Here is a 22,546-nt window from a genome sequence, read left to right as displayed (position 1 = left end):
CAGGCTAGATTGCACTCTGTTTGCAGCCCTAACGGTGCTTACAGGTACTAATAGATGTCCCGGTAGTTCAATGGATAGAACAATTTCCTCCTAAGAAATAAATAGTGGTTCGATTCCACTTCGGGATACCAATAAAAAAGCACCTTTTAAGGTGCTTTTTTATTGCCTGGATTAGAGGTTATTGAGATTTTCTTGAAGGCAATGGGTTGTCACAACGTGATGTTCGATCCATTCTCACCCCCCCCCCCCCCCCCCCCCCCCCCCCCCCCCCCAGAAGGAGAACTTCATGTCTAGGCCACTTCCTGCGGTTTGCGTGAAGCCTTGACCTTGTACATAGCCGCATCAGCTTTTTGCAAAGCGTCGCCCACGTCCGTTTCGTCCGGCATCAGGCAGACCATGCCGACACTCGCGCCGGCGTAGTCAATCTTGCGACCGTCAGCCAACACGACGCTCGCAACCGAGGCGAGCGAGAGACGGTTTTGCAAATCTGTAAGCACGGGGTCGCCATCTTCTTGCAAAAGGGGACCCGCGCCAACCATGACGAACTCATCTCCGCCAAAGCGCGCCAGCATGTCACGGCCGCGCAAGGTTTTGCTCAGTTGCTCCGCCAAAATACGCATCAGCGCATCACCGGCTTCATGGCCAAACTGGTCATTGATCTGCTTAAAGTCATCAAGATCGATAAAACCCACCAGCACCCACTCACGCGTGCGCCGGCAGTGAGAGATGACCCGGTTAAGTTCTTCAGTCACGCAACGTCGATTGGGCAGGCCCGTCAAAGCATCCAGCATGGCCAGCGATGCCAACTCCTCATTGGCACGCTGCAGCGATTTGACCAACTGCTCACGCTCGACAAAGCCAGCAATGATTTTTGAAAATAGCTGCAACACATCTGCAGCCTCGTCACTTATCGACTGAGATTTGCTACTCGTAGCGCACAACGTGCCATAGAGTTTGCCATTGGCAAAGCGCACTGGCGTGCTCGCATAGGTCTTTATGTTCAACGCTCGCGCAGCCTCAGAATCATTCCAGCACTCGGGCACATTCTCGGTAAAGATGCGCCCCTCTTCCAAAGCGCGCTTGCACAAGGTGTCTGACCAAGGAACGTCCAGCCCTTCTGGGATGTTCATTGCTGCGCTGTTGAGGGAGTACAGAACACTTTGCACTCCTCGTGCCTCATCCACGGTGGTGAGGTAAGCCGACTCTAGATCCGTGACGTCGATAATGATCTCAAGCAGCGGCCGCGTGAATTCAGAAAGAGTCTGCGCAACTGTCACGGTTTGGGAAAGACGCTGAACAATCGATGTCATCGTACGACCTCTAATACAGTCAGAATCAAAATAGGTGATGTAGAAATGGATGAACTTGCTTGAGCGGACCCACCACGAGGCATTTCATCTCAAGATGTAATATCTTTCAATTTCATACATTCGCTTGTCGGACTAGGCCGTAGTCCAACAAATTTTGACGCGCAACCCTCCCAATACAGGGGATTCATCCAGCAAAATTTGCGCTCCGCAGCCCTGCGCAATACTTTGAGCAATAGCTAGGCCCAGCCCGCTGCCACCCGCCATACCGCCTGCATCCACTCCCCGCACAAAACGCTGCAACACACGCTGACGCTCGGCAACAGGTATACCAGGCCCCGAGTCTTCAACCACCAGTGCGCGGCCACTGCTATCCTGCAACCAGCCCACATCGACCCTACCGCCTTTAGGTACGTATTTAATGGCGTTATCTAGCAGATTGCGCAGCAGCACAGCCAATGCCTGTGAATCCGCAGATACGCTAAATGCGGCTTGCAGCAACGGGTCTTCGCTCAAGCCCATATCTAAACCTTTGGCTTGCGCTGCGGGCGCGGCATCGGCTAACGCCTGCGCAACCAGCGCTTGCAAATTAGCCAACTCAGCGCCATCTGCAGAAGATGACTGAGCTGCCTCTTGCCTGGCCAGCGCCAGTAATTGCTCCACCAATCGCTTGGCACGCTCAATACCTGCTGCCAGCTGCGCTTGAGCACTCTCTCGCCCAGCTTCATCAGGCGCTTTTTGCAGTGCTTGAAGTTGCAACTGCAAAGCCGCCAAAGGCGAGCGCAACTCATGAGCGGCATCCGCCACAAAGTTCTGCTGCGCCTCAAGCGCCTGCTGCGCACGTTGCAGCAAGTTATTGAATTCTTGCACCAACGGCTGCATTTCATCGGGCAAGCCGTGCATGGCAACAGGGGCCAAATCATGAGGCTTGCGTCCAGCCAGTTCATGGCGCACACGCTGCACGGGTGCTAGCGACTGGCGAATAACCCACCACACAGCCAGCGCCAGCAGGGGCAAAAGCAACACCACCGGCAACAAGCTACGCCAAGCAGCATCACGCGCTAACAGCTGGCGCACACGCATATCCTGCGCAATCTGAATCACTTGTGAGCGCGTTTGCAGTGAAAACACTCTATAAGTCGTATCCCGAGCCGGTACGTCGGCAAAGCCCAGCACCGCCATCTGCGGCAGCGCATCACCCAGCGCGGATTCAAAAATTCTCAAACCCTCATTGGTCCAGACCTGCACAATGAATTCGTTGTTTTCATCTTCAGGCGGCGTGCCTTGCGCACGCCCCTTCGCATCGACCGGCAAGCCAGCGCGCAGGGCAAAAGCGGTTTGCTGCATCTGATAGTCGAACAGCGTATCGGTCTGCTCCAGCGCATTGCGATAGGCCAGCGTGCCCTGCAGCACCGCCACGAGTGCAATGGCAATGCCAATGAAAAGCAACAGCCTGGCGCCCAAAGAGCTGGGCAAGCTCCATTGAGATTTTGAGATGCTTTTACTCATAATTTTTCATGGCTTTGGCACCATATAGCCAAGGCCGCGCACATTCAACACGGCGGCTGCCCCCAGTTTTTTTCGCAGGCCGTGGATGTAAACCTCGACCGCATTGCTGCTGACTTCATCGCCCCAGCCGTAGAGTTTGTCCTCCAGCTGTTGACGCGACAAGGTGCTGCCCGGCCTTGCCAGCAAAGCCTGCAACACCGCCCATTCCCGCCCCGAAAGCGTGACAGCCTGAGCACTCACACTGGACTCGCGGGTATTGGGATTGAGCATGACACCTGCGTGCTCATAGACAGCATCTAAGTAACCCGCAGCGCGGCGCGTCAGCGCTCGAATGCGGGCCAACAGCTCGTCCATGTCATAAGGTTTGATGACGTAATCATCGGCTCCTGCATCTAGGCCGGCAATCCGATCGCGCACAGCATCACGAGCCGTCGCCACCAGTACCGGCGTTGCATCTTTGCGAGCACGCAGTTGACGCAGAACCTGCAAGCCATCCATCTTGGGCAAACCAAGATCGAGCAGCACCAAATCGTATTGGTGATCACGCAAGGCGGTATCCGCCTGAGCGCCATCTTGCACCCAGTCCACCACATAGCCATCACCGCGCAGCAAGCTAAACACGGCTTGACCAATCATGGAGTCATCTTCAACAAGCAGTAAACGCATGGTGCAAGGATAGCGTCGCGACAGAGCCAAATGCAATCAAGCAAAAACAAAGGGCACGCAGTAAAAACTGACGTGCCCTCAAGCCAAGAGACAGCAAGCAAGACAGCAAGTGCCTCAGGGGGAGACTGCAGTTATACAGCAGCCTCAATCGCAGGCATGGCCATGCGCGCCTTGGTCAGCGCCATACCCAGATTAGCCGTGCGACGGCAAACAAACACTGCCACATAGTCGCTCACATTCTTGCTGCGCAAAAAGACGTGAATCAGGTTGTCACTGTTGATGATGATTTCTTGAAAGTAGTGGTGGCCATCATCACTAATGCCGCGCGAGCGCTTGAACATGGATTCGATCAGGGACACGTTGGGACCATTGAACAAATCACCTGTGGCAGCCGCCACCAGATCAATCACTTCACGTGGGTGGGAATCCACGGTACGAATCGACAGCAGCATGCCCGAGGCAGCATCCACATAGCCCGCAGCCAAACATTCAGGAACAGAGGCCACGGCCTGCGCCAAAACAGCATCCAAACTCATTTTTCTCACTTCTTTCATTTCAATTTAACAACGCCAAAGTAAGCTACGCCAAAGCGCTTAGAGCCGCTAACACCGCCCAGCCAACCAAAGGTTTGCGTTTGAGACGAGGCGTTAAGTCGCAGGCAGTACATGCATACGACAAGGCGTAGCAACGACATCTCAAGGGGGTTGTTCGCGGCACTTAGAGCATCAGCCCATCTTCAGCAGCAATGCATTTTCGTATTCATAAAGCAGCGCTTCCTGCGCCTGTGACTGAACGTATTTCCCGTCAATCAAGCGCACTCGGCGCAGCGCCTCTTCGCCGGTTAAGCCTTCGCGCACCAGCCATGCTGCCAGCACGGTTCCGGTACGTCCAAGGCCTGCCAGGCAGTGCACGGCCAACACTTCACCGCGGCGCATAGCCGCTGACATTCGTGCCAGCAGCATCTGTATCTGAGCGACAGTTGGCGGCTCATGGTCATAGACCGGTAAGTGAAAATTCTTAAGCCCATGACGCACCAAAGGCTCTTGCGGAAAGTCTTTTTCCGTCAACGTGATGAGCATGGTGACCCCGCAGCGGCTTAGCGCTTTAAGGTCGGCGTCCATGTCATGCACCACGCCCGGCCATGGCGTGCCAGCCAAGCGACCCGGTACTAGCCAAGCAAAACCATTGGGCCCACGACTGGCTGCAACCGCATTTTGAGCAGCGACCAGCGGCTGCATCTCCATTAGCACGGCGGAGTTGATCGGGCGCGGCTGATAGGCGGCAGCTGATGCTGCAACTGCAACTTTTGCAACAGGTAATTCAGGCTGCGCCGGCTTCGTGAGCACAGGCTCAGCTTCGCGCTCGGACTCTGATTCGAGCACGGCATCAGCCAACGCAACAAGCTCAGTCACTGCGGCAACCGGCTGCTGCGCAAACTCAGCAATGGCAGCCAACGCCGCCGCAGGCAAAGGAGGTGGCGGAAAAACATCGTCAGCCAGTTCTTGCAAAGGCGTTCCCGGCATGGGTACGGCGCAACTGCCGCTGCGCAAAAATTGCAGGCCCGCTGCGCTGCTGGGGCGATGCATAAAGTCGGCCATGCTGCCTGCCTCTTGAATGCAGCCACCAGCGAGCAGCAGCATGTGCTGCGCTGCCGCTTGAGCATGCTGCTGCTGGTGCGTGACAAGCAGCACGCTGCTGTGCAGACCAATCTGTTTGAGCACATCCAGCAGCAAAAAAGCCTCGTAGCCATCCAAGTCCGCCGTGGGCTCATCCACCATCAGTAGCGCAGGCTTGGCCCATGCTTCACGCAAAATGGTCACAGCGCGTTGTTGCACGCGGCTGAGCTGGATGGTTGGCTTATCCAGAACCTGCGCCAGCTCGGCAAACCCATAGCTTTGCAGTTGCTCAGTTACCCAGTTGCGCCACTGCAGCGGGGATCGGTGCTCAGTCCGCCTTGCCATCTCAATCAGCGCATCTAGTGTGTTGGCGCGCATCAGGCGGGCATGCTGCTGCACCAGTCGCGGCAAAACCTGCGCGCCACCCGCAACTGGCGGGATATTCAGTGCTTGCTGGGCATAAGACAGTTGCCCCCAGCAGCGAAATCGGGGGTTGGCCGCATTCAGCCCAGCCAAAGTACGCAGCAACGTGGACTTACCCGTGCCAGCCGGTCCAAGCAATGCGGTCACGCCATGCTTTGGCAGCACAAAGTCCACCTCGGCCAAGATAACGCGCGGGCCATAAGAAGCCCCCAAGCCTTGAGCCTGCAGGCTATGTTGCTGATCCAAAGAAGTCTCCCTCGCAGCACCTTCACCGAGGGCCGTCTTCAAAGGCCTTGCATCAGACGAATGGATGCGAAAGGCCGAAGCCCCGAACGTTACATGCTGGGTGATTCGTTTTTTTCTTAATCGCTGCAATCGGATAGAAGAAGCCTTCAATTCGGCGGCGTTTCAACCAGGTCTTGTCTTAAGTCAAGAAAAGCCATCTGCAAAAGCAGCAGCTCAGGGCTGCTGCTTTCACGCCAAGCCATTCACTTAAGTGACTTAACCCAGTCGCACAGGCACAAAAATCTTGTTGCCGTCTCGCCAGATCAGCACCGCCACAGTCTTGTCGGCTTTGGCTACCGCCGCACGTACTGCATCCACATCGCCAGCAGTCACACCGTTGATGGACAGCAGCACATCACCTTCGGTAATGCCAGCCGCAGCAGCCGGACCACTGGCTTGAGCCACCAGCAAACCGGCATCGACACCGATCTGCTTTTTCTCCTCAGGCTGCAAGGGGCGCAAAGCCAGACCCAGCTTGCCTTGGCCTTCATCAGCAGAAGCTTTGGCCGTCTTAGCGAGCTTCTCACCTGCATCACCCAAGGTGGCGCTCAGTGTCTTGGACTCACCTTTGCGCCAGACCTCCAGCATCACCTTCTGGCCGGGCAACGCCTGCCCAATCAGGGCCGGCAAGTCGCCCGATGCAACGATGGGCTTGTCATCCACCTTGCGCACCACATCGCCGGGCTCCAGCCCTGCCTTGGCAGCTGGGCCATTTTTTTCAACACTGGCAACCAAGGCGCCTTCGGGCTTATCGAGTTTGAAAGAGTCGGCAAAGGCCTGATTGACCTCTTGCACGCTCACACCCAGCTTGGCGTGCTGTGCCTTGCCTGTGGTTTGAATTTGCTGCTGCACGCGGGTTGCCAGCTCAATCGGAATGGCAAACGCCACCCCTTGATAGCCGCCAGAGCGTGTGTAAATTTGGCTATTGATGCCCACCACCTCACCTTGTGCATTGAACAGCGGGCCACCCGAGTTACCGGGATTAATGGCCACATCTGTCTGCAGGAAAGGCACAAAAGAATCATCAGGCAGCGAGCGGCCCTTGGCGCTGACTACACCGGCCGTCACGCTGTTTTCAAAGCCGAAGGGCGAGCCAATGGCCAGCACCCAATCCCCAACGCGCAGCTGGCTGGTTTGGCCCAGTTTGACTACAGGCAGGCCCGAGGCCTCAATCTTGAGCACTGCCACATCCGTCTTCGTATCAGCGCCCAGCACCTTGGCGCTGTATTCGCGCCTGTCGTTGAGTTTGACCGTGACCTCTTTGGCGCCATGCACCACGTGGGCATTGGTCAAAATCACGCCATCGCTAGAGACGATAAAACCTGAGCCTTCGCCGCGCATGGGGGTATCCGGCTGTTGGGCGCGCGGACCCATACCGCGAGAGCCAGGGATGCCGGGCATGCCAAACTGACGGAAGAATTCAAAGAAGGGGTCATCGGGGCTGATGCCCTGGCCCTGATCTTGACCGTGTTGCTGACGCTCACTGGTCTGATCGCCCTCATCTGCACCCATAGAACGAGAGGAACCCACCACGCTGATATTGACCACTGCTGCGCCATTGCGTGCGGTGATATCTGCAAAATTAGGAGCACCAACTGCAGGTAGATTCTGGACTATCGCCTGATTAGACGGTGAAACTTGCGCTTGTACGGGGCTGCGCGTGCCCACCAGACCTGCACCGGTCGCGCCCAGTGCTCCAATGGCACCCGCTGCAACCAAAGCCATGACCAAACGACGAGGAGTGGAGAGAATCTTGTTCATAACAATCCTTTCAAAAAACACCGTATCGGTGCTTGTTGAAGAGAAGTTTGAACGTGCAGACTTAGGCCAAACTTAGGGCGTTGAAATAACGCCCTGCACAAAGCGAAAAATTCAGATCAGCTCAAGCACCAATTCAGGCGGACGGCAGAGTTTGGCGCCTTTAGGCGTCACCACAATCGGGCGATTGAGCAGCGCCGGGTGCGCGGCCACTGCTTGAATGAGCTGCACATCGCTAACAGCTGGGTTATCCAAGCCCAGCTCTTTGAACTGCGCTTCTTTGCTGCGCAGCAAATCACGTACAGGCACGGATAAATGCGCCACCAGTTCAGACAACTCAGGGGCTGTAAGCGGCGTGGCAATGTAGTCCACGATATTGGGCTCAATGCCATGCTCGCGCAGTAGCGCCAGCGCGCCACGTGAATTGCTGCAGCGGTTGTTGTGAAAGATGGTGATGTCAGGGCGATTCACAGGGGCGTCAATGTGTGTAGTCATGGCTGAAGTTTAGGCCAGCCTTAGCAAAGGCATAAGCTGCGTGAGCAGGACTGCATAGCTGCTATACCAATCAGGTCTGAGCCATGATTACAGCGATTGTCATAGACTGAAAAAAATGCCTAAAAACACAATAAGGAGACAACATGACAACTTTCAACGAGCTTGATCAAATGACTCTGAGCCGTCGCCAAATGGGCCAATGGGCTGCAGCCCTTGGTTTGAGCGGACTGTCTGGCGCAGCGCTGGCACAAAATTCGAAATACCCTAGCAAGTCCATACGCATGGTCATTCCGTTCACGCCCGGAGGCTCGGCAGACATTTTGGGCCGTGCCATCGGCCATGAACTGACCACGGCCTGGGGCCAAAGCGTGGTGCCAGAAAATGTGGCCGGTGCAGGCGGCAGCATTGGAGCCGATCGCGTAGCCAAGGCCACTGCAGATGGCTATACCCTGCTGATGGGGCATGTCGGCACACTTGCAATCACCCCCACGCTTTACCCTAAGCTGCCCTACGATCCCATCAAAAGCTTCACCCCGCTGGCTTGGGTAGCGCGTGTGCCCAATGTGCTGGTGGTTCACCCCTCGCTGCTGGTTACGGATCTGGCATCGTTCATCGGCTACGTCAAAGCCAACCCCGGCGCGGTGAATTTCAGCTCGGGCGGTAACGGCAGTGCCGCGCATATGACCATGGCCTACCTGAGCCTGCAAGCTGACCTAAAAATGCAGCATGTACCCTATAAAGGCACAGCCCCTGCCGTCAATGATCTGGTTGCAGGCCAAGTACAGGCTTTGTTTACGGGGATTCCTGCCGTGCTGGCGCAAATTCGTGCCGGGCAGATCAAAGCCATTGCCGTGTCATCTCCTCAGCGTGTTGCTGCGCTGCCCAATGTGCCCACGGTGGCTGAAGCCGGCCTGCCCGGATTTGAAGCGGACCAATGGTATGGCGTTGTTGGCCCAGCCAATATGCCTGCCGATGTGGTGGCTAAGATCAACAGCCAGATCAATGCATCACTAAAAAGCCCAGCCATTCTGGAACGCCTGCAAAGTGAAGGCGCTCAACCCATGCCCAGCACGCCCAAGGTGTTTGCCGATCTGATCAGCAAAGATTTGGCACGCTGGCGCAAGGTGATTATCGACAGCAAGATGACTCTCTAAGGTTGCACATCAGCCAAGTAAAACGCAGCTCTCGGGCTGCGTTTTACTTGGCACAACACTCTTAGTTTTTACGCAGCTGATCAACCTCAGCATGCAAATCCTTGGCCCAGTTGCGGCGGTCACGGCCTTGGGCTTTTTGCAGCTCGCCATAGTGCACCACGGCTTGCAGTTGATCGGCGCTGAGCACCCGCCAGATGGAGCCCAGCAGGCTTTCATCACCCACATAAGTGGCAGCGTAGCTGGTGTTGCCTGTCTTGCCATCGACAAAGCGCAGGCCCACGGGCTGGACTGGTGCATCGCATTGCACCGCCGCTTCAAGCAAGTTGGAGTGAAACGAGAGCAGGCTGCGACCATCGCCTGTGGTGCCCTCGGGAAATACCGCCAAAATCTCACCGCGCTGAAAAGCCTCTTGCATGGCAGAAACCATGCGCAGGGCATCGCGGCGCGAGCTGCGCTGGATGTAGAGCGTGCCCGCTGCCGTGGCCAGCGTGCCAATGATGGGCCAGCCTTTGACATCAGACTTGGAAATAAAACGGCAATGGCGCGCTGCGTGCAGCAGCGGAATATCGAGCCAGGAAATATGGTTGCTGACCATGAGCACCGGCCCCTTGGCAGGCGGCTGGCCTTTGATCTCAAGCTGCACGCCTGCGCGTACCAGCATGGTCGCAGCCCAAGCCTGCACCAGCGCGTGCTGCTGTAAGTGGTGCAGCTGCGGAAAGCGAAAAGCCACAATCCACACGCCCTTGCCCATATGGGCCAGCAGGCGCATGCCGCGCCACACTGCACGCAAGCTGGTTTTGATTTTTTGCAAGCCGTTTGCCATGATTCTCAAAGAGTTTAGCGACTCGCCCCGCACAAGTTGCACCAACTTGAAACCGGCAAGCGCCTAAGACTGGCGCAATGCAAAGTCAGAGACACCAAGGAAGCGCCGACGCGCACCGAAGGTGTCGTCCCCCTCCCGATGCAACGCATCGAGAGAGGGGGAAACGGCAAAGCCGCTCAGGGGGAGCCTATCGTTGATATGCAACAGCGCCGTCAACAATCGTCGTTACCACGCGTGCAGGCAGCTCGTAGCCGGTAAACGGCGTGCTCTTACCTTGGCTGACCAACGCCTTGGACTCGACTGTCCATTCGGCATCAGGGTTCACGATGCACAGGTCAGCAATGCCGCCCTCGACCAACTTGCCCAGCTGCGATTGCTGTTCGCCCAAAGCGCTGCCCAGCACTGCGACAGGAGACGAGGTGATGGCCTGCAGCGCGCGGCCCAAAGGCACGTTGTGATCGCGGCTCCACTTCACGGCGATCGACAGCAGCAACTCCACGCCGGTGGCGCCGGGTTCGGCTTCCGCAAATGGCAGCACCTTGGCGTCTTCATCCACAGGAGTGTGGTCAGACACCAATGCATCAATCGTGCCGTCCGCCAGCGCGGCGCTCAGCGCGTCGCGGTCGCGCTGCTGGCGCAGCGGTGGGGTCAGGCGGGCATTGCTGTCGAAGTAACCAATGTCGTTTTCGGTCAGCAGTAGCGAGTTGATGGACACATCAGCCGTCACGTTCAAGCCTTCAGACTTGGCACGGCGTACCAATTCAACGCCAGCAGCGCTAGCGATGCGGCACAGGTGAATACGGGTTTGCGATCCGCGAATCAACTCAAAGATGGTGTGCAGCGCAATCGTCTCAGCCGCCACAGGCACGCCGGATAAACCCATGCGGGTGGCCAATGCGCCGCTAGCTGCCACGCCCTTGCCCAAGTCTTTGTCTTGCGGGCGCAGCCACACGGAATAGCCAAACGTGTTGGCATAGTTCAGCGCGCGGCTCATGGTGGTGATGCTGGACAGCGGTACATCGGCCTGACCAAAAGCCACGCAACCGGACTCGGTCAGCTCGGCCATTTCGGTCAGCGTCTCGCCCTTGAGACCCACCGTCAGCGCGCCCATGGGGAACAGGCGGGACTTGTGCTGCTTCTCGGCGCGGAACTTGAGCATTTCCACCAGACCTTGCTCGTCGAGCACGGGGTCGGTATCAGGCAGGCAGACCAGGCTGGTCACGCCGCCGGCCACGGCTGCAGCCATTTCGGACTGCAGCATGCCTTCATGCTCATGACCGGGCTCACGCAGGCGCACCGCCAGATCGACCAGACCGGGCAGCACCCACTGGCCAGCAGCGTCGATTTCACGATCGGCCACAAAACTGTCGGGCACGGAGCCGATGGCTGCAATCACGCTGCCGTCGATGGCGATATCGGCCTGCTGGTCGAAACCGCTTGCCGGATCCATCACCCGGCCATTGCGAATCAAAATCTTCATGGTTTGGCACCAAATGGGCTGCTAACGCTTATCTATCAAGCGCTAGCAGCTATAAAAACAGGATCAGGCCTCATTCCCAGCAACGATGGACATCACGGCCATGCGCACGGCGATACCAAAGGTGACTTGCGACAGGATCACGGCCTGCGGGCCGTCCACCACCGCGGAGTCAATCTCCACGCCGCGGTTGATGGGGCCGGGGTGCATGACGATGGCGTCGGGCTTGGCCAGCTCCAGGCGCTTTTCGGTCAGGCCAAAGCTCTTGAAGTATTCCTGGCTTGAAGGCAGCAGCGCGCCGCTCATGCGTTCGTTCTGCAGGCGCAGCATGATGATGACGTCGCAGTCCTTGATGCCTTCTTCCAGGTTATGGAAGACGCGTACGCCCATGCTGGCCATGTCGGATGGCACGAGGGTACGAGGGCCCACCACGCGCACTTCGGCAGCGCCGAGAGTGGTCAGGGCATGAATGTCAGAACGCGCCACACGCGAATGCAGCACGTCGCCCACAATGGCCACGCGAAGGTTGGAGAAATCCTTCTTGTAGTGGCGGATGGTGTACATGTCCAGCAGCCCCTGTGTGGGGTGTGCGTGGCGGCCGTCACCGGCGTTGACCACGTGGACATGGGGTGCCACATGCTTGGCGATGAGATAGGGCGCACCCGATTCACTGTGGCGCACGACAAAGATGTCGGCCGCCATGGCGCTCAGATTGTCGATGGTGTCCAGCAGGGTCTCGCCCTTGCTGGCCGAGCTGCGGGCAATGTCCAGATTGAACACGTCTGCGCTCAAGCGCTTGGCCGCAATTTCAAACGTGGTGCGCGTGCGGGTGCTGTTCTCAAAGAACAGGTTGAACACGCTCTTGCCGCGCAGCAAAGGCACTTTCTTGACTTCACGGTCATTGACGCTGACGAAGTTGCCGGCGGTGTCGAGAATCTGGGTCAGGATGTCCTTGGACAGGCCTTCGGTGGAGAGCAGGTGAATCAGCTCGCCATTTTTGTTGAGTTGGGGGTTGCGCTTGTACAGCACGATCAGGCCTCTTGAATGCGGAAGTGGAAAACACCGGCCTCGTCGCGCGCCAGCGCCAGAGAGCGGTCCGCCGGCAGCGCCACGCGGGCTGCGGCAAAGTCGGCCTGGAAGGGCAATTCGCGCCCGCCACGGTCCACCAGAACGGCCAGACGCACGCAAGCGGGGCGGCCGTAGTCATAGAGTTCGTTGATGACGGCGCGCACCGTGCGGCCGGTGTAGAGCACGTCATCCAGAATCAGCACATCAGCGCCGTTGACGTCAAAATCAATCTGTGTCTGCGCGCTGGAAGCCATGCCGCGCTGAGCAAAGTCATCGCGGTGCAGCGAAGACGACAGCACGCTGGGCTTGCCAGCAAGGTTCAGGTCCTTGTGCAGACGCTCGACCAGCCATGCACCGCCCGAGGTGATGCCCGCCAGACGGGTGTTGGGCCCCATGATGCGCTGCACGCCGCGCAGCAGCTCGCTATACAGGGCTTCGGCATCCAGAATCAGGCTGCCTTGTCCTGGCTGGTTTCCTGCAATGGTTTCACTCATGGGAGACTCCTCAAAAACTGTTCAAGAATGATGCAGGCCGAAGCCGCGTCGGCGTCGCGTGCGGCGCCCGCTAGGGCTTCGGTCGTGCTGTAGCGTTCGTCCACCTCATACACCGGCAGTTTGAAGCGGCTTCTGAGCTGGCGTCCAAATTTCAGGGCACGCGCCGTGTTCTCGTGCGCCGCACCATCGGGGTGATAGGGCACACCAATCACCAGCGCATGGGGCTGCCACTCGCGGACAAGCTTGTCCACGGCAAGCAATCGAGCCTCGGCACCTTCAGCCTTGATGGTGGGCAGCGGGTTGGCTCCGCCCAGCACGCGGTTGCCCGATGCACAGCCCGTGCGCTTGATACCGAAGTCAAAGCCCATAAACTGCTGGAAATGCCCAGGAACCTCGGGCTTTTGCGGCAGCGGCGCTGAGGCAGGCTGATCGCTGGCCGAGGAAAAGGCCGCATCGGCGGCCTTGTTGGAAGAGGAAATATCGTTCATGCGCGGCCCGATTCGGGAGACAACATCCAGCGCTGCAGGCCCAGCAAGCCCAGAGCGCGGTCATAGCGTTCATCAACAGGGGTGCTGAAGATTACGTCGGGGTCGGCTTCCACGGTCAACCAGGCGTTTTCGCCAATTTCAGATTCGAGCTGGCCTTCATCCCAAGACGAATAGCCCAGCGTGACCAGCACACGTGTTGGGCCGGCGCCATCGGACAGGGCTTCGAGCACATCCTTAGAGGTGGTCATCTCCAGACCGCCGGGGATGGTCATGGTCGAGGCATAGGCCGATTCATTCTCGGGTGCGCCTTCAATGATCATGGGCTCGTGCAATACAAAACCGCGATCGGTCTGTACCGGGCCGCCGGTAAAGACCTGCGCCTCTCGCAAGTCCTCGCGCTTGAGTCCCAATTCCACTTTTTGTAGCAGGCTTTGCAGGCTCAGCTTGGAGGGCTTGTTGATAATGAGACCGAGCGCGCCACGCTCGCTATGTTCGCACAGGTAAACCACGCTGCGCGAAAACGACTCATCTTCCAGACCGGGCATGGCGATCAAGAAATGGTGCGTCAAATTGATAGGCGCAGATTCTGCAGACATTCGGCGATTTTAAAGCTATCCATGACTCCTTTTTACCCAGTGGGCTTGATCTGGTTCCGGCGCGACCTGCGCCTGGCCGATAACGCCGCCATTTACCAAGCAGCAAAGCACTGTGAAAAGCTGTACTGTGTCTTTGTTTTTGATGACAGCATCCTCTGCACCCTGCCCCATGCTGACCGCCGCATTGAGTTCATTTGCCAGAGCGTGACCGAGCTAGATGTGGCCATTCGCCAAGCCGCAGGCCGCCCGCAAGCTGGCCTCATCACCCGGCGCGGTTTGCCTCAGGACATCATTCCTGCTCTGGCAAGCCAGCTAGGTGCGGGCGCCGTCTTCTGCAATGACGATGAGGAGCCTGCCGCTATGGCGCGTGATGCCCAGGTGGCTCGCAGTCTCAAGGCCGATGGTCGCCTGCTGCTTCGCAGCAAAGATCACCGCATTTTTGCGCGTGACGAGGTACTGACACAAAGCCTGTCGCCCTACTCCGTCTTCACGCCCTATAAAAATGCGTGGCTTAAAAAGGTTACGCCGTTTTACCTCTCCAGCTACCCCAGTGAGCGCGACCTACCCACCAAGCTGGCTGACCGCCCCGAAGCAGACCGCCAAAGCATGCCCACCGCAGCTGATCTGGGCTTTGCCGCCGATACCCTGCAAGACTTACGCTTGCCCACAGGGGCGAGTGGTGCGCGCCAGTTGCTCGCAGACTTTTTGCCGCGCCTGCCGCAGTACAAGGCCGCGCGAGACTTCCCGGCTCTCAAAGGCCCAAGTTACCTGAGTGTGCATCTGCGCTTTGGCACCGTATCGATTCGCGAACTAGCCCGGCTTGCCCATGAAGCTGCGCATAACGAAGACTGGTCTGGCGCCGCACGCGAAGGCGCAGCCACTTGGCTCAGCGAGCTGATCTGGCGCGACTTTTACTTTCAAATTTTGGCTCACCACCCGCATGTGGTGGAGCGCAGCTTTAAGCCGGCCTATGACGCAATCGAATGGGACACCGGTGCAGAGGCCGACGCTCTGTTTGCCGCTTGGTGCGAGGGCCGCACCGGCTACCCGCTGCTTGATGCAGCCATGCGCCAGCTCAACACCAGTGGCTATATGCACAACCGGCTGCGCATGGTGGTAGCGAGCTTTTTGGTCAAAGACTTGGGCATTGACTGGCGCAAGGGCGAGGCCTATTTCGCTGAAAAGCTCAACGACTTTGATCTGGCCGCCAACAACGGTGGTTGGCAATGGGCGGCGTCCACAGGGTGCGACGCCCAGCCGTGGTTTCGCATCTTCAACCCCATTACCCAAAGCGAAAAGTTTGACGCCGACGGCAAATTCATCGCCCGCTATGTGCCCGAGTTGGCGCAACTGCCCGCCAAACTGCGCCACGCGCCGTGGCTGGCCAAGCCGCTAGACCGGCTTGAAGCAGGCCTCACTTTAGGCAGCCACTACCCTTACCCCATCGTTGACCATGCACAGGCGCGCGAGAAGACGCTGGCGCGCTACGGCATTTTGAAAAGCAACAGCTAAAAAAGAAGCGGCCTGTCACGGCCTTTCAATGATCTGAGGTCGTTTTGAACCGCAGATCAATGAAAGACGCAGACAAGCCGCTTTTATTTTTGTAGCAGCGCTTATTCGGCAGCCGCTCCCAAATCACTCGCAGCAGGGCCGCTTAGCGGATTACGCTCAGGTGCCGGGCCACTGCGCTGCAGGGCGTAATGCTGAATCAAGCCCAGCAGCTCTTCATCCGAGTAAGGCTTGCCCAGATAGTGATCGGCGCCCAAGTCACGGGCCATTTCACGGTGCTTTTGGGCAATGCGCGAAGTGATCATGACCACGGGCAGGCCTTCTAACTTCTGGTCTGCGCGAATATTGCGCAGCAAGTCAAAGCCATCCATGCGCGGCATTTCGATGTCCGACAGCACCAAGGTTGGGCGCTCGTCTTGCAAGCGCTCAATGGCTTGCAGGCCGTCGGCCGCCAAAGTAACGCGGTAACCTTCTCGCTGCAGCAGACGCTGAGTGACACGGCGAACGGTAATAGAGTCATCCACCACCAGCACCAGCGGCACGGTGATCTGAACCGCTTCTGCACCCAGCAAACCAGAGCCTTGGCTCAGCAGCCCACCTTCGGCGGCATCCAGCTCAGCCTTGGCCAGCATGGCGCGCACGTTTTCACCGTACACGTTAGCCAGAGCCACCGGGTTATAGATTTGCACGACCGCACCTGAAGGCAGCACGGACATGCCGGTCAAGCCGGGCAGACGCGAGAGCTGTGGGCCTAAGTTCTTGATCACCACTTCTTGGTTGCCCAGCACTTCATCCACGTGCAAAGCAATGCGCTGCGAAGCGCTTCGCACAATGACCACGGGGCGTGTGCGGCCCACGTGTTCGTCGCTGTGCAGCGAGGTTTGCCACAGCGCCCCCGCCCAGAAGAAAGGCATCACTTCAATGCCATCGTGGAACTCGTGCTTGCGGTAGCTCTCTTCCAAAGCATCCACTGGCACGCGGCGCACGATTTCAATCAGGTTGGCAGGCACGCCCATGAAAGCAGAACCAATGCGCAGCATGACGACCTGCGTCACCGCTGTCGTCAGCGGCAGCACCAGACGGAAGGCGCTACCGCGGTTAGGCTCCGTATGGGTTTCGATACGGCCGCCCAGCGCGTTCACTTCAGAGCGCACCACGTCCATACCAATGCCGCGACCGGAAACGCCTGTCACTTCAGTGGCCGTGCTAAAGCCCGGCTCAAAGATCAGACGACCCGCGTCCTCAAGCGTCATATGCCGCTCATCCGTCCACAGCTTAAGGCTGATGGCCTTATCGCGAATGCGCTCCAAATTCAAGCCTGCGCCATCGTCCTCAACCGACAGCACCACGTCATTGCGCTCATGGCTCAGTACGATTTCAATGGTGCCAACGGCAGGTTTGCCCAGCTCCAAGCGCTTTTCTGGCAGCTCAACACCGTGGGCCACGCAGTTACGCAGCATGTGCTCGAAAGCCGGCATCATGCGTTCGAGCATGCCGCGGTCCATTTCGATAGTGCCGCCCAAAATATTCAGGCGAACTTGCTTGCCCAACTCTTTGGAGGTCTGGCGCACCACGGCGTACAGGCGTTCGGCAAACGAGTCGAACTCCACCATGCGCGTGCGCAGCAAATCACGTTGCAAATCACGCGCTTGACGGCCTTGAGCCACCAAATCATCTTCAGCCGCGGTCAAATCACGCTGCAAATTGCGCTGCACCGTCGCCACGTCATTGACCGACTCGGCCATCATCCGCGTGAGTTCTTGCACGCGGGTAAAGCGGTCAAACTCCAGCGGATCAAAGCCAGCAGCCGTGTCTTTAGACAAAGCCAGGCGAGACTGCATCTGGCTTTCGGCCTGCACTTCAATGTCTCGCAATTGAGAGCGCAAACGCTCCAAATTACCGTTCAAGTCACCGAGTGCCGTGCGCGCCTGCATCAGGCGTGCATCTACACGCGAGCGGGCAATCAGCACTTCGCCGGTCTGAGAAATCAGGCGGTCCAGCAACTGAGCGCGCACACGAACGGTCTGCTGCGACGAAGCACGAGCCACTACTGGAGCGGGCATCTGAATCGCAGCGCGTGGCTCGGCGGCCTCAGCCTCCAAAGCCTCAGCTCTCACGCTTTCAGTTGCGGCAACGCTCAGGTGCAAAGGCGCTTGCGCCAAGCCGCCTTCGATCTGATCCAGAGGCGGCTCAGGCTCTTGCTCGCCAGCCATGCGCAACACGTCAAAGCTGGTTTGAATCGCGTCAAAGCTGGCCAACAATGGCTCAATGGATTCGGCTAAAGGGCGCTCTTGGTCAATGCGCTCAACGGCAGATTCCAGGCGGTGGGCCATCTCACCCATGCGCATGGCGCCTGCCAAACGAGCGCTACCCTTGATAGTGTGCAGAGCGCGCAAAACTTCGTTGCGAGCTTGATCCTGCGTGGGACGGCTATGCCAGCTACGCAGCGCAGCACCCAACTTGGGCAACAGCTCGATGGCTTCTTCTTCAAAAATGGGGAACAGGTCGAGGTCCACCTGATCAAGCACATCGATGTCGTCTTCATCAGCACCCGCATGCACGGCCAGTGCAATCGCTTCATCGATGCGGCGCTGCAAGTCGGCTTCATGCTCCACACTACCGCCCACAGGCATCATGGAATAAGGTGCCTGAACAGTGCCTGGCGCCACATCTAGCAATTGATCTGGAGAAAATTGATCAGCGGAGAATTGATCAGCTAATACCGCCTCAGCAGCAAAGTCATCAGCTGCGGATTCTTCAATCAATGCAGGCGTCAAATCGTCGGGCTGAGGCTGTGCAGCCCGCTCTTGCTCGGCAGCGAAGTCCAGTGGCAAGTCCTTGGGATCAGCAGGCAGCTCGACTACATTAGCCGATGGCCAATCGATATCGGCCAAGTCCACCAACTCATCATCTACCACCGCAGTGGCTGCAGAGACGCTTGCATCAATGGAGGTGCTCAGAATTTCGCGCAAGCCATCTTCAACGGCGGGCACAGTATCCTTGATGAAGCCAGCCGCAAACTGATGCAGCAGGCGGCGTATTTCATCAGAAGCCGTCACACATTGCAGAATCTGCAACTCGCTAGCAAAGCCCTGAGCTTGCAGGTGCATCAGCGTATGCTCAAGCAGGCGTGCCAACTCTGACAAAGCCTTAAAGCCCACTGTGCCTGAGCTTCCAGCCAGTGAATGGGCCAAAGCGATCGCGTCATCTGGAATCGCGCCAGCAGGCTCTTGCGACCAGTTCTGAAGCACTGTCCCCAGACGTTCAGACCATTCATCGGCCTCATTGAGATACACGCTATAAAGCGGCGCGCTAATGCGCAAGCCATCAATATTGCGGTAACCATCTTCATCACCTGAAGTCTCTTGGGCCATCGCCTCGACTGCAGCGATTTCTGGCTCAGGCACTACTGAAGCCTCAGAGGCTACAGTCTCCACGGACGCCACAGATGCAACAGGAGCGCCGTCCAGCAAGGCTTGCAAAGCCTCTATCTCTTGAGGCGTCACTTCAGGCTGAGCCACCTCAGGCAATGCAGCCTGCGGCGCCTCGGCCAACAATTTTTCAAACTCAGCGTCTAAGTCAAGCACTGGCTCTAATGCAGCATCCAATGCAGGATCTAAGGCCGGCTCTGTCGCGGCCTGCGTCACAACCTCTGGTGCTGGGTCTGTCGCTGTTTGTGCCTCAATCGCAGCCTGCTCGCTTTCGTGCATGGCAGCTTCAAAAGCAGAAAAGTCCAAATCGCTCAACTGCTCAGCAGGAGCCCCGTACAACTTCTCAGCCGCCGCTGCATCCATGGCCTCCATCTGCTCGAGCAGATCATCCGGGATGTCAATCACCGTCATGGCAAAGTCTGGCGCTTCCTCTTCAGGATCTTCCAATAGGTCCGCGTTATAAGCCAGATATGACTCGTCCTCTGGGAAGTCGAGTTCAGGCATGACCGGCTCTGGCTCGATCCGTTCGGGAATGTCCTGAACGGTATCCAAAAGATCTGCAGCACGCTGACCGCGACGTGGAACCAAAGCAATTTCGGCACGCTCGCCTGTCAAGCGCATGGCATCTGCCGCGGCTCTGAAAGGTGTGGCGGTCCAGTTGTCTGCCTGACGGTTTTCAATATCCTGCGCCCAAGCCGCAAAGGCCTTGAGCGAATCCTGCGCCAAAAGCTGCATGGGCGCGGGCATAGGCTGCTGCTCTGCCAACCATGCATTGAGCATTTGCTCCATGGACCAGCCAGCTTCACCAAACTCATCCAAGCCCACCATACGGGAGCTACCCTTGAGCGTATGGAAAGCACGTCGCAGCGTGGTTTGCTCGCTCAGGTTTCCTGACTCATAAGCCAGAACCTTCAAGGCATTCAGGCCGTTATCGACAACTTCACGAGCTTCTTCCAAGAAGATAGACAGCAACTCTTCATCGCCATCGAGATCCTCGGCGCTCAGCTCTATGGCCTGAGCAACATTAGCAGGAACGGGAGCCTGCAAGGAAGGAGCATGGGCAGGGACAGGATCGGGTACAGAAGCGGGGCTTGGTGCTGGGCCTGCTGCGGGCTCAGCCACCAACTCCAGATCACCTGAAAAATTCAAACCGGCAGCCAACTCTGCATCTGCAGCCTCTGAAGGCTTCACCACATGCATGTCCTTGAACACCTGGGCCATGGCATCAGCCAATGTATCAGAGCCAACAGAGGTCGCATCCTGCTGCGCAGGTACGGTCTCCATGGAGAACTCAGGCAAGGCACCCGGCTGCGTTACAGACCAAGGCGAGGATTCTTCTTCAAAGTCCGATGCACGCTTAATTACAGCGTCATGCGCTGAGGCCGGCGCAACCTCGGGCAAGCTCAAGAGCGCATCAAAAGCAGCATTTTCAACCGCAGGGGACACTGCACCCGCAAGCGTGGGCGCAGCCATCAATGGCTGATCAGCATGCTCCCAGCTGACAGAAGTAGTAGGCGCAGCATTGGCTGCAACGGTCGCAGCAAAGGCTGTGACTGCTGCAGCGACAACTGGAGGAGCTGCCTTGAACTCAGGCGCCTGAACAATATCCGTAGGAATGTCCACGGTGGGACGGAAGGCCTCAGGTCCACGGCTGCGACTATGGCCCATGGCGATGCGCAGTTCCTGCTTTTCTTCGTCATAAACAAACAGCTTGCGTGCCATATGGCGCTGATAGCTGAGCATGTCGATGAGGAAGCCCATGGCACCCAGAGTGCTACCCAGTTTTTCAAAAACTTGGGGGTAGCTTTCAAAACTCAACTCACCGAGCATCAAGTGCTCAACGGTCTCGCGCATGCGCTGCATGGCCATCGCCGCTTGGTCAAAGCCCAGCACCAGCAACACACCGCGCATTTGCGACATCTGGCCGGGCACAGAGTTCAGCACAGTGGTGTCCGTAGGATTGCGGAAAAACAAGTCAAGCTGTTTTTCAGACTCGCCCAAAGTCACCCGCAACTCGCCCACCACAGACCCCATAGTCTGCTGGTCGCTGGCTTGGCGATAAAGCTCCTCCATCCACACTTCGAGCGGCTCAGGTGCAGCACCATTCAACGCTGCATCAAGGCGGTGCACCAGCACGCTGGACTGAGCAGAATGCACTTCATCATTCTGGCTCGCCGTCATGAAGCTCGCTTGCAGATACAGCACAGCGGTTGCTACTTCCATAGCCAACTCAGCAGGTGGCGGCTCTCCAATGCTTTCCACGGTTTCAGCCACACGAATCAGTGCGCGAGCAAGGCCATGGCTGGCTGGCTGCAATTTGACCAGCGACTCCGAGACATGAGCGAACTGCTCAGTCATCGATTTAATCTTGCTGCGATCACCGCCAGCCAAAGCTGACCAGGTTTCTGCAGCCGCAGCAATGCGCTTGCGGGCCATAACCAGCACCGATGGATCAAAGCGGCCAAAACGGGCCACGTTGTAATCCACCAAGGGCATCAATTCCATGGAATAGGCTTCATGCACAGCCTGCAAGGACTCGCCCGCCTGCTCACGCGGCTTGGCCTGCGCGCAAAAGAACATCAAGTCTTGCAGCAAACGTGCTGGCGGCAGGCTCTCGCCCTTGGCCATGGATGCATATTGCATAAGCACACGCGAAGCCATGCGCTTGACGTAAATGTCCGCCGTAACGAGTCCACGAGCCAATCCTTCAAAAAAGGCGGCTGCAATTTTCCAGAAACTACGTGAAGCGACGTCTTCAGGCAGACCTGCCGCAAAGCTCAGACATATCTCACGCATCTGGGCAGCGGCTTCGCGGTCATCACTTTTGACCATGCGCAGCACCACGCTATCGAGCATGGCGCGGGCCTGTGGCCCATAGGCCAATGGCTCGGGCATAGGCCCTGTCCAGCGCGGCTCACGGGCTCTGCGCTCGGCAGGCCATAAATCGGCAGGGTGAGACTTATCGTTGCCCGCCAGTATCTGAGTCTGACGATACTGAGGAAACAATGCGACGGCAGAGACTTGCTGACCGGCCAACACCGCCTCTAAAAACTCCATCAACGCAAAGTGCGTGCGCTCCAGCGTACTGGCTGCTTCTTGCGTGCAAGTCTCAGGCTGCTGAAGGAAACGGTTAACCGCCGCTTCCATGCTCCGCATGACCTGCGCGGGGGCGGTGACCCCCACCATCTCTAGTGCACCACAAGCCTGATGCAGTTGTTGGCGCGCAATGCGCAGCGCCGATGTATCCAGCTCTTCCAGATCCGACAAACGGGCAGCATCGGCATCGCGCATGAAGCGGCTTACTGCCTTAGTCGCGGATTCCAGCGACTTTCGCACTTCATCAAGCACCCAAGCCAATGGGCCCAGGTCCTGCTCCGCAGGTGCAGACATAGCTGCACGTGTTGGCGAGTCGTCAACCACTGACATGCTCTAGTTCCTTAACCACTG

Annotated in this window: 16 protein-coding genes and 1 tRNA gene; 3 read left to right on the top strand and 14 right to left on the bottom strand. The window is 57.8% G+C overall.

The genetic code is table 11. The features are described 5' to 3' along the window. Positions 1 to 56: 56 nt before the first annotated feature. Positions 57 to 131: transfer RNA gene (locus tag KUF54_RS15950), tRNA-Arg, on the top strand. A 159-nt stretch (positions 132 to 290) separates the two neighbouring features. On the opposite strand, the gene KUF54_RS15945 is transcribed toward KUF54_RS15950, so the two are convergent. From KUF54_RS15945 to arsC, 7 genes are all read right to left on the bottom strand, one after another. Then, positions 291 to 1,310 carry a sensor domain-containing diguanylate cyclase gene (locus KUF54_RS15945; protein ID WP_219343736.1) on the bottom strand — a complete coding sequence of 340 codons (1,020 nt, stop codon included), beginning with the start codon at positions 1,308 to 1,310 and terminating at the stop codon, positions 291 to 293. A 132-nt stretch (positions 1,311 to 1,442) separates the two neighbouring features. After that, positions 1,443 to 2,816 (bottom strand): ATP-binding protein, encoded by a 1,374-nt coding sequence (locus tag KUF54_RS15940; protein WP_219343735.1) that lies wholly within the window; start codon positions 2,814 to 2,816, stop codon positions 1,443 to 1,445. Between the two features lie 6 nt (positions 2,817 to 2,822). Continuing rightward, positions 2,823 to 3,482 carry a response regulator transcription factor gene (locus KUF54_RS15935; protein ID WP_219343734.1) on the bottom strand — a complete coding sequence of 220 codons (660 nt, stop codon included), beginning with the start codon at positions 3,480 to 3,482 and terminating at the stop codon, positions 2,823 to 2,825. Between the two features lie 131 nt (positions 3,483 to 3,613). Next, entirely contained in the window at positions 3,614 to 4,018 is a 405-nt protein-coding gene (locus KUF54_RS15930; RefSeq protein ID WP_219343733.1) for a hypothetical protein, read from the bottom strand. A gap of 189 nt (positions 4,019 to 4,207) precedes the next feature. Continuing rightward, a complete protein-coding gene (locus KUF54_RS15925) occupies positions 4,208 to 5,767 on the bottom strand; it encodes an ATP-binding cassette domain-containing protein (protein ID WP_219343732.1) in 1,560 nt (519 codons plus the stop codon). A 255-nt stretch (positions 5,768 to 6,022) separates the two neighbouring features. After that, positions 6,023 to 7,567: a Do family serine endopeptidase gene (locus tag KUF54_RS15920; protein ID WP_219343731.1), complete on the bottom strand. Its 1,545-nt coding sequence runs from the start codon at positions 7,565 to 7,567 to the stop codon at positions 6,023 to 6,025. A 111-nt stretch (positions 7,568 to 7,678) separates the two neighbouring features. Continuing rightward, positions 7,679 to 8,059 (bottom strand): arsenate reductase (glutaredoxin), encoded by a 381-nt coding sequence (gene arsC, locus KUF54_RS15915; protein WP_219343730.1) that lies wholly within the window; start codon positions 8,057 to 8,059, stop codon positions 7,679 to 7,681. A 143-nt stretch (positions 8,060 to 8,202) separates the two neighbouring features. Between arsC and KUF54_RS15910 the strand changes: the two genes are divergently transcribed. Then, positions 8,203 to 9,213: a tripartite tricarboxylate transporter substrate binding protein gene (locus tag KUF54_RS15910; RefSeq protein ID WP_219343729.1), complete on the top strand. Its 1,011-nt coding sequence runs from the start codon at positions 8,203 to 8,205 to the stop codon at positions 9,211 to 9,213. Positions 9,214 to 9,274: 61 nt separating this feature from the next. Here the strand turns inward: KUF54_RS15910 and KUF54_RS15905 are convergent, their stop codons facing one another. From KUF54_RS15905 to KUF54_RS15880, 6 genes are all read right to left on the bottom strand, one after another. Further along, the gene (locus tag KUF54_RS15905; RefSeq protein ID WP_219343728.1) at positions 9,275 to 10,036 is read right to left on the bottom strand and encodes a 1-acyl-sn-glycerol-3-phosphate acyltransferase; all 762 of its coding nucleotides are present in this window, start codon (positions 10,034 to 10,036) and stop codon (positions 9,275 to 9,277) included. Positions 10,037 to 10,223: 187 nt separating this feature from the next. After that, positions 10,224 to 11,516 (bottom strand): dihydroorotase, encoded by a 1,293-nt coding sequence (locus KUF54_RS15900; RefSeq protein WP_219343727.1) that lies wholly within the window; start codon positions 11,514 to 11,516, stop codon positions 10,224 to 10,226. Positions 11,517 to 11,579: 63 nt separating this feature from the next. Further along, positions 11,580 to 12,659, bottom strand: a complete 1,080-nt coding sequence (locus KUF54_RS15895; RefSeq protein ID WP_370627614.1) for an aspartate carbamoyltransferase catalytic subunit — start codon at positions 12,657 to 12,659, stop codon at positions 11,580 to 11,582. Then, on the bottom strand, positions 12,545 to 13,075 hold the full coding sequence (pyrR, locus tag KUF54_RS15890; protein WP_219343726.1) for a bifunctional pyr operon transcriptional regulator/uracil phosphoribosyltransferase PyrR: 531 nt from the start codon (positions 13,073 to 13,075) through the stop codon (positions 12,545 to 12,547). Before pyrR ends, KUF54_RS15895 begins: the two co-directional genes overlap by 115 nt. After that, positions 13,072 to 13,563, bottom strand: coding sequence for a Holliday junction resolvase RuvX (gene ruvX, locus KUF54_RS15885; RefSeq protein ID WP_219343725.1), 492 nt, complete (start codon positions 13,561 to 13,563; stop codon positions 13,072 to 13,074). The genes pyrR and ruvX overlap by 4 nt, the downstream gene beginning before the upstream one ends. After that, positions 13,560 to 14,159 (bottom strand): YqgE/AlgH family protein, encoded by a 600-nt coding sequence (locus tag KUF54_RS15880; RefSeq protein WP_219343724.1) that lies wholly within the window; start codon positions 14,157 to 14,159, stop codon positions 13,560 to 13,562. The genes ruvX and KUF54_RS15880 overlap by 4 nt, the downstream gene beginning before the upstream one ends. 21 nt (positions 14,160 to 14,180) lie before the next feature. Between KUF54_RS15880 and KUF54_RS15875 the strand changes: the two genes are divergently transcribed. Beyond that, positions 14,181 to 15,671, top strand: coding sequence for a deoxyribodipyrimidine photo-lyase (locus KUF54_RS15875; protein ID WP_219343723.1), 1,491 nt, complete (start codon positions 14,181 to 14,183; stop codon positions 15,669 to 15,671). Positions 15,672 to 15,772: 101 nt separating this feature from the next. On the opposite strand, the gene KUF54_RS15870 is transcribed toward KUF54_RS15875, so the two are convergent. After that, positions 15,773 to 22,525: an Hpt domain-containing protein gene (locus KUF54_RS15870; RefSeq protein ID WP_219343722.1), complete on the bottom strand. Its 6,753-nt coding sequence runs from the start codon at positions 22,523 to 22,525 to the stop codon at positions 15,773 to 15,775. Positions 22,526 to 22,546: the final 21 nt, after the last annotated feature.

The organism is Comamonas sp. Y33R10-2 (assembly GCF_019355935.1).
Taxonomy (GTDB): Bacteria; Pseudomonadota; Gammaproteobacteria; order Burkholderiales; family Burkholderiaceae_C; genus Comamonas.
This window is presented reverse-complemented; position numbering and strand designations above follow the sequence as displayed.

Coding starts and splice junctions, on each gene's coding strand:
- KUF54_RS15945 (WP_219343736.1), bottom strand. CDS start 1,310: ATGACATCGATTGTTCAGCGTCTTTCCCAAACCGTGACAGTTGCGCAG.
- KUF54_RS15940 (WP_219343735.1), bottom strand. CDS start 2,816: ATGAGTAAAAGCATCTCAAAATCTCAATGGAGCTTGCCCAGCTCTTTG.
- KUF54_RS15935 (WP_219343734.1), bottom strand. CDS start 3,482: ATGCGTTTACTGCTTGTTGAAGATGACTCCATGATTGGTCAAGCCGTG.
- KUF54_RS15930 (WP_219343733.1), bottom strand. CDS start 4,018: ATGAGTTTGGATGCTGTTTTGGCGCAGGCCGTGGCCTCTGTTCCTGAA.
- KUF54_RS15920 (WP_219343731.1), bottom strand. CDS start 7,567: ATGAACAAGATTCTCTCCACTCCTCGTCGTTTGGTCATGGCTTTGGTT.
- arsC (WP_219343730.1), bottom strand. CDS start 8,059: ATGACTACACACATTGACGCCCCTGTGAATCGCCCTGACATCACCATC.
- KUF54_RS15910 (WP_219343729.1), top strand. CDS start 8,203: ATGACAACTTTCAACGAGCTTGATCAAATGACTCTGAGCCGTCGCCAA.
- KUF54_RS15905 (WP_219343728.1), bottom strand. CDS start 10,036: ATGGCAAACGGCTTGCAAAAAATCAAAACCAGCTTGCGTGCAGTGTGG.
- KUF54_RS15900 (WP_219343727.1), bottom strand. CDS start 11,516: ATGAAGATTTTGATTCGCAATGGCCGGGTGATGGATCCGGCAAGCGGT.
- pyrR (WP_219343726.1), bottom strand. CDS start 13,075: ATGAGTGAAACCATTGCAGGAAACCAGCCAGGACAAGGCAGCCTGATT.
- ruvX (WP_219343725.1), bottom strand. CDS start 13,563: ATGAACGATATTTCCTCTTCCAACAAGGCCGCCGATGCGGCCTTTTCC.
- KUF54_RS15880 (WP_219343724.1), bottom strand. CDS start 14,159: ATGTCTGCAGAATCTGCGCCTATCAATTTGACGCACCATTTCTTGATC.
- KUF54_RS15875 (WP_219343723.1), top strand. CDS start 14,181: ATGACTCCTTTTTACCCAGTGGGCTTGATCTGGTTCCGGCGCGACCTG.
- KUF54_RS15870 (WP_219343722.1), bottom strand. CDS start 22,525: ATGTCAGTGGTTGACGACTCGCCAACACGTGCAGCTATGTCTGCACCT.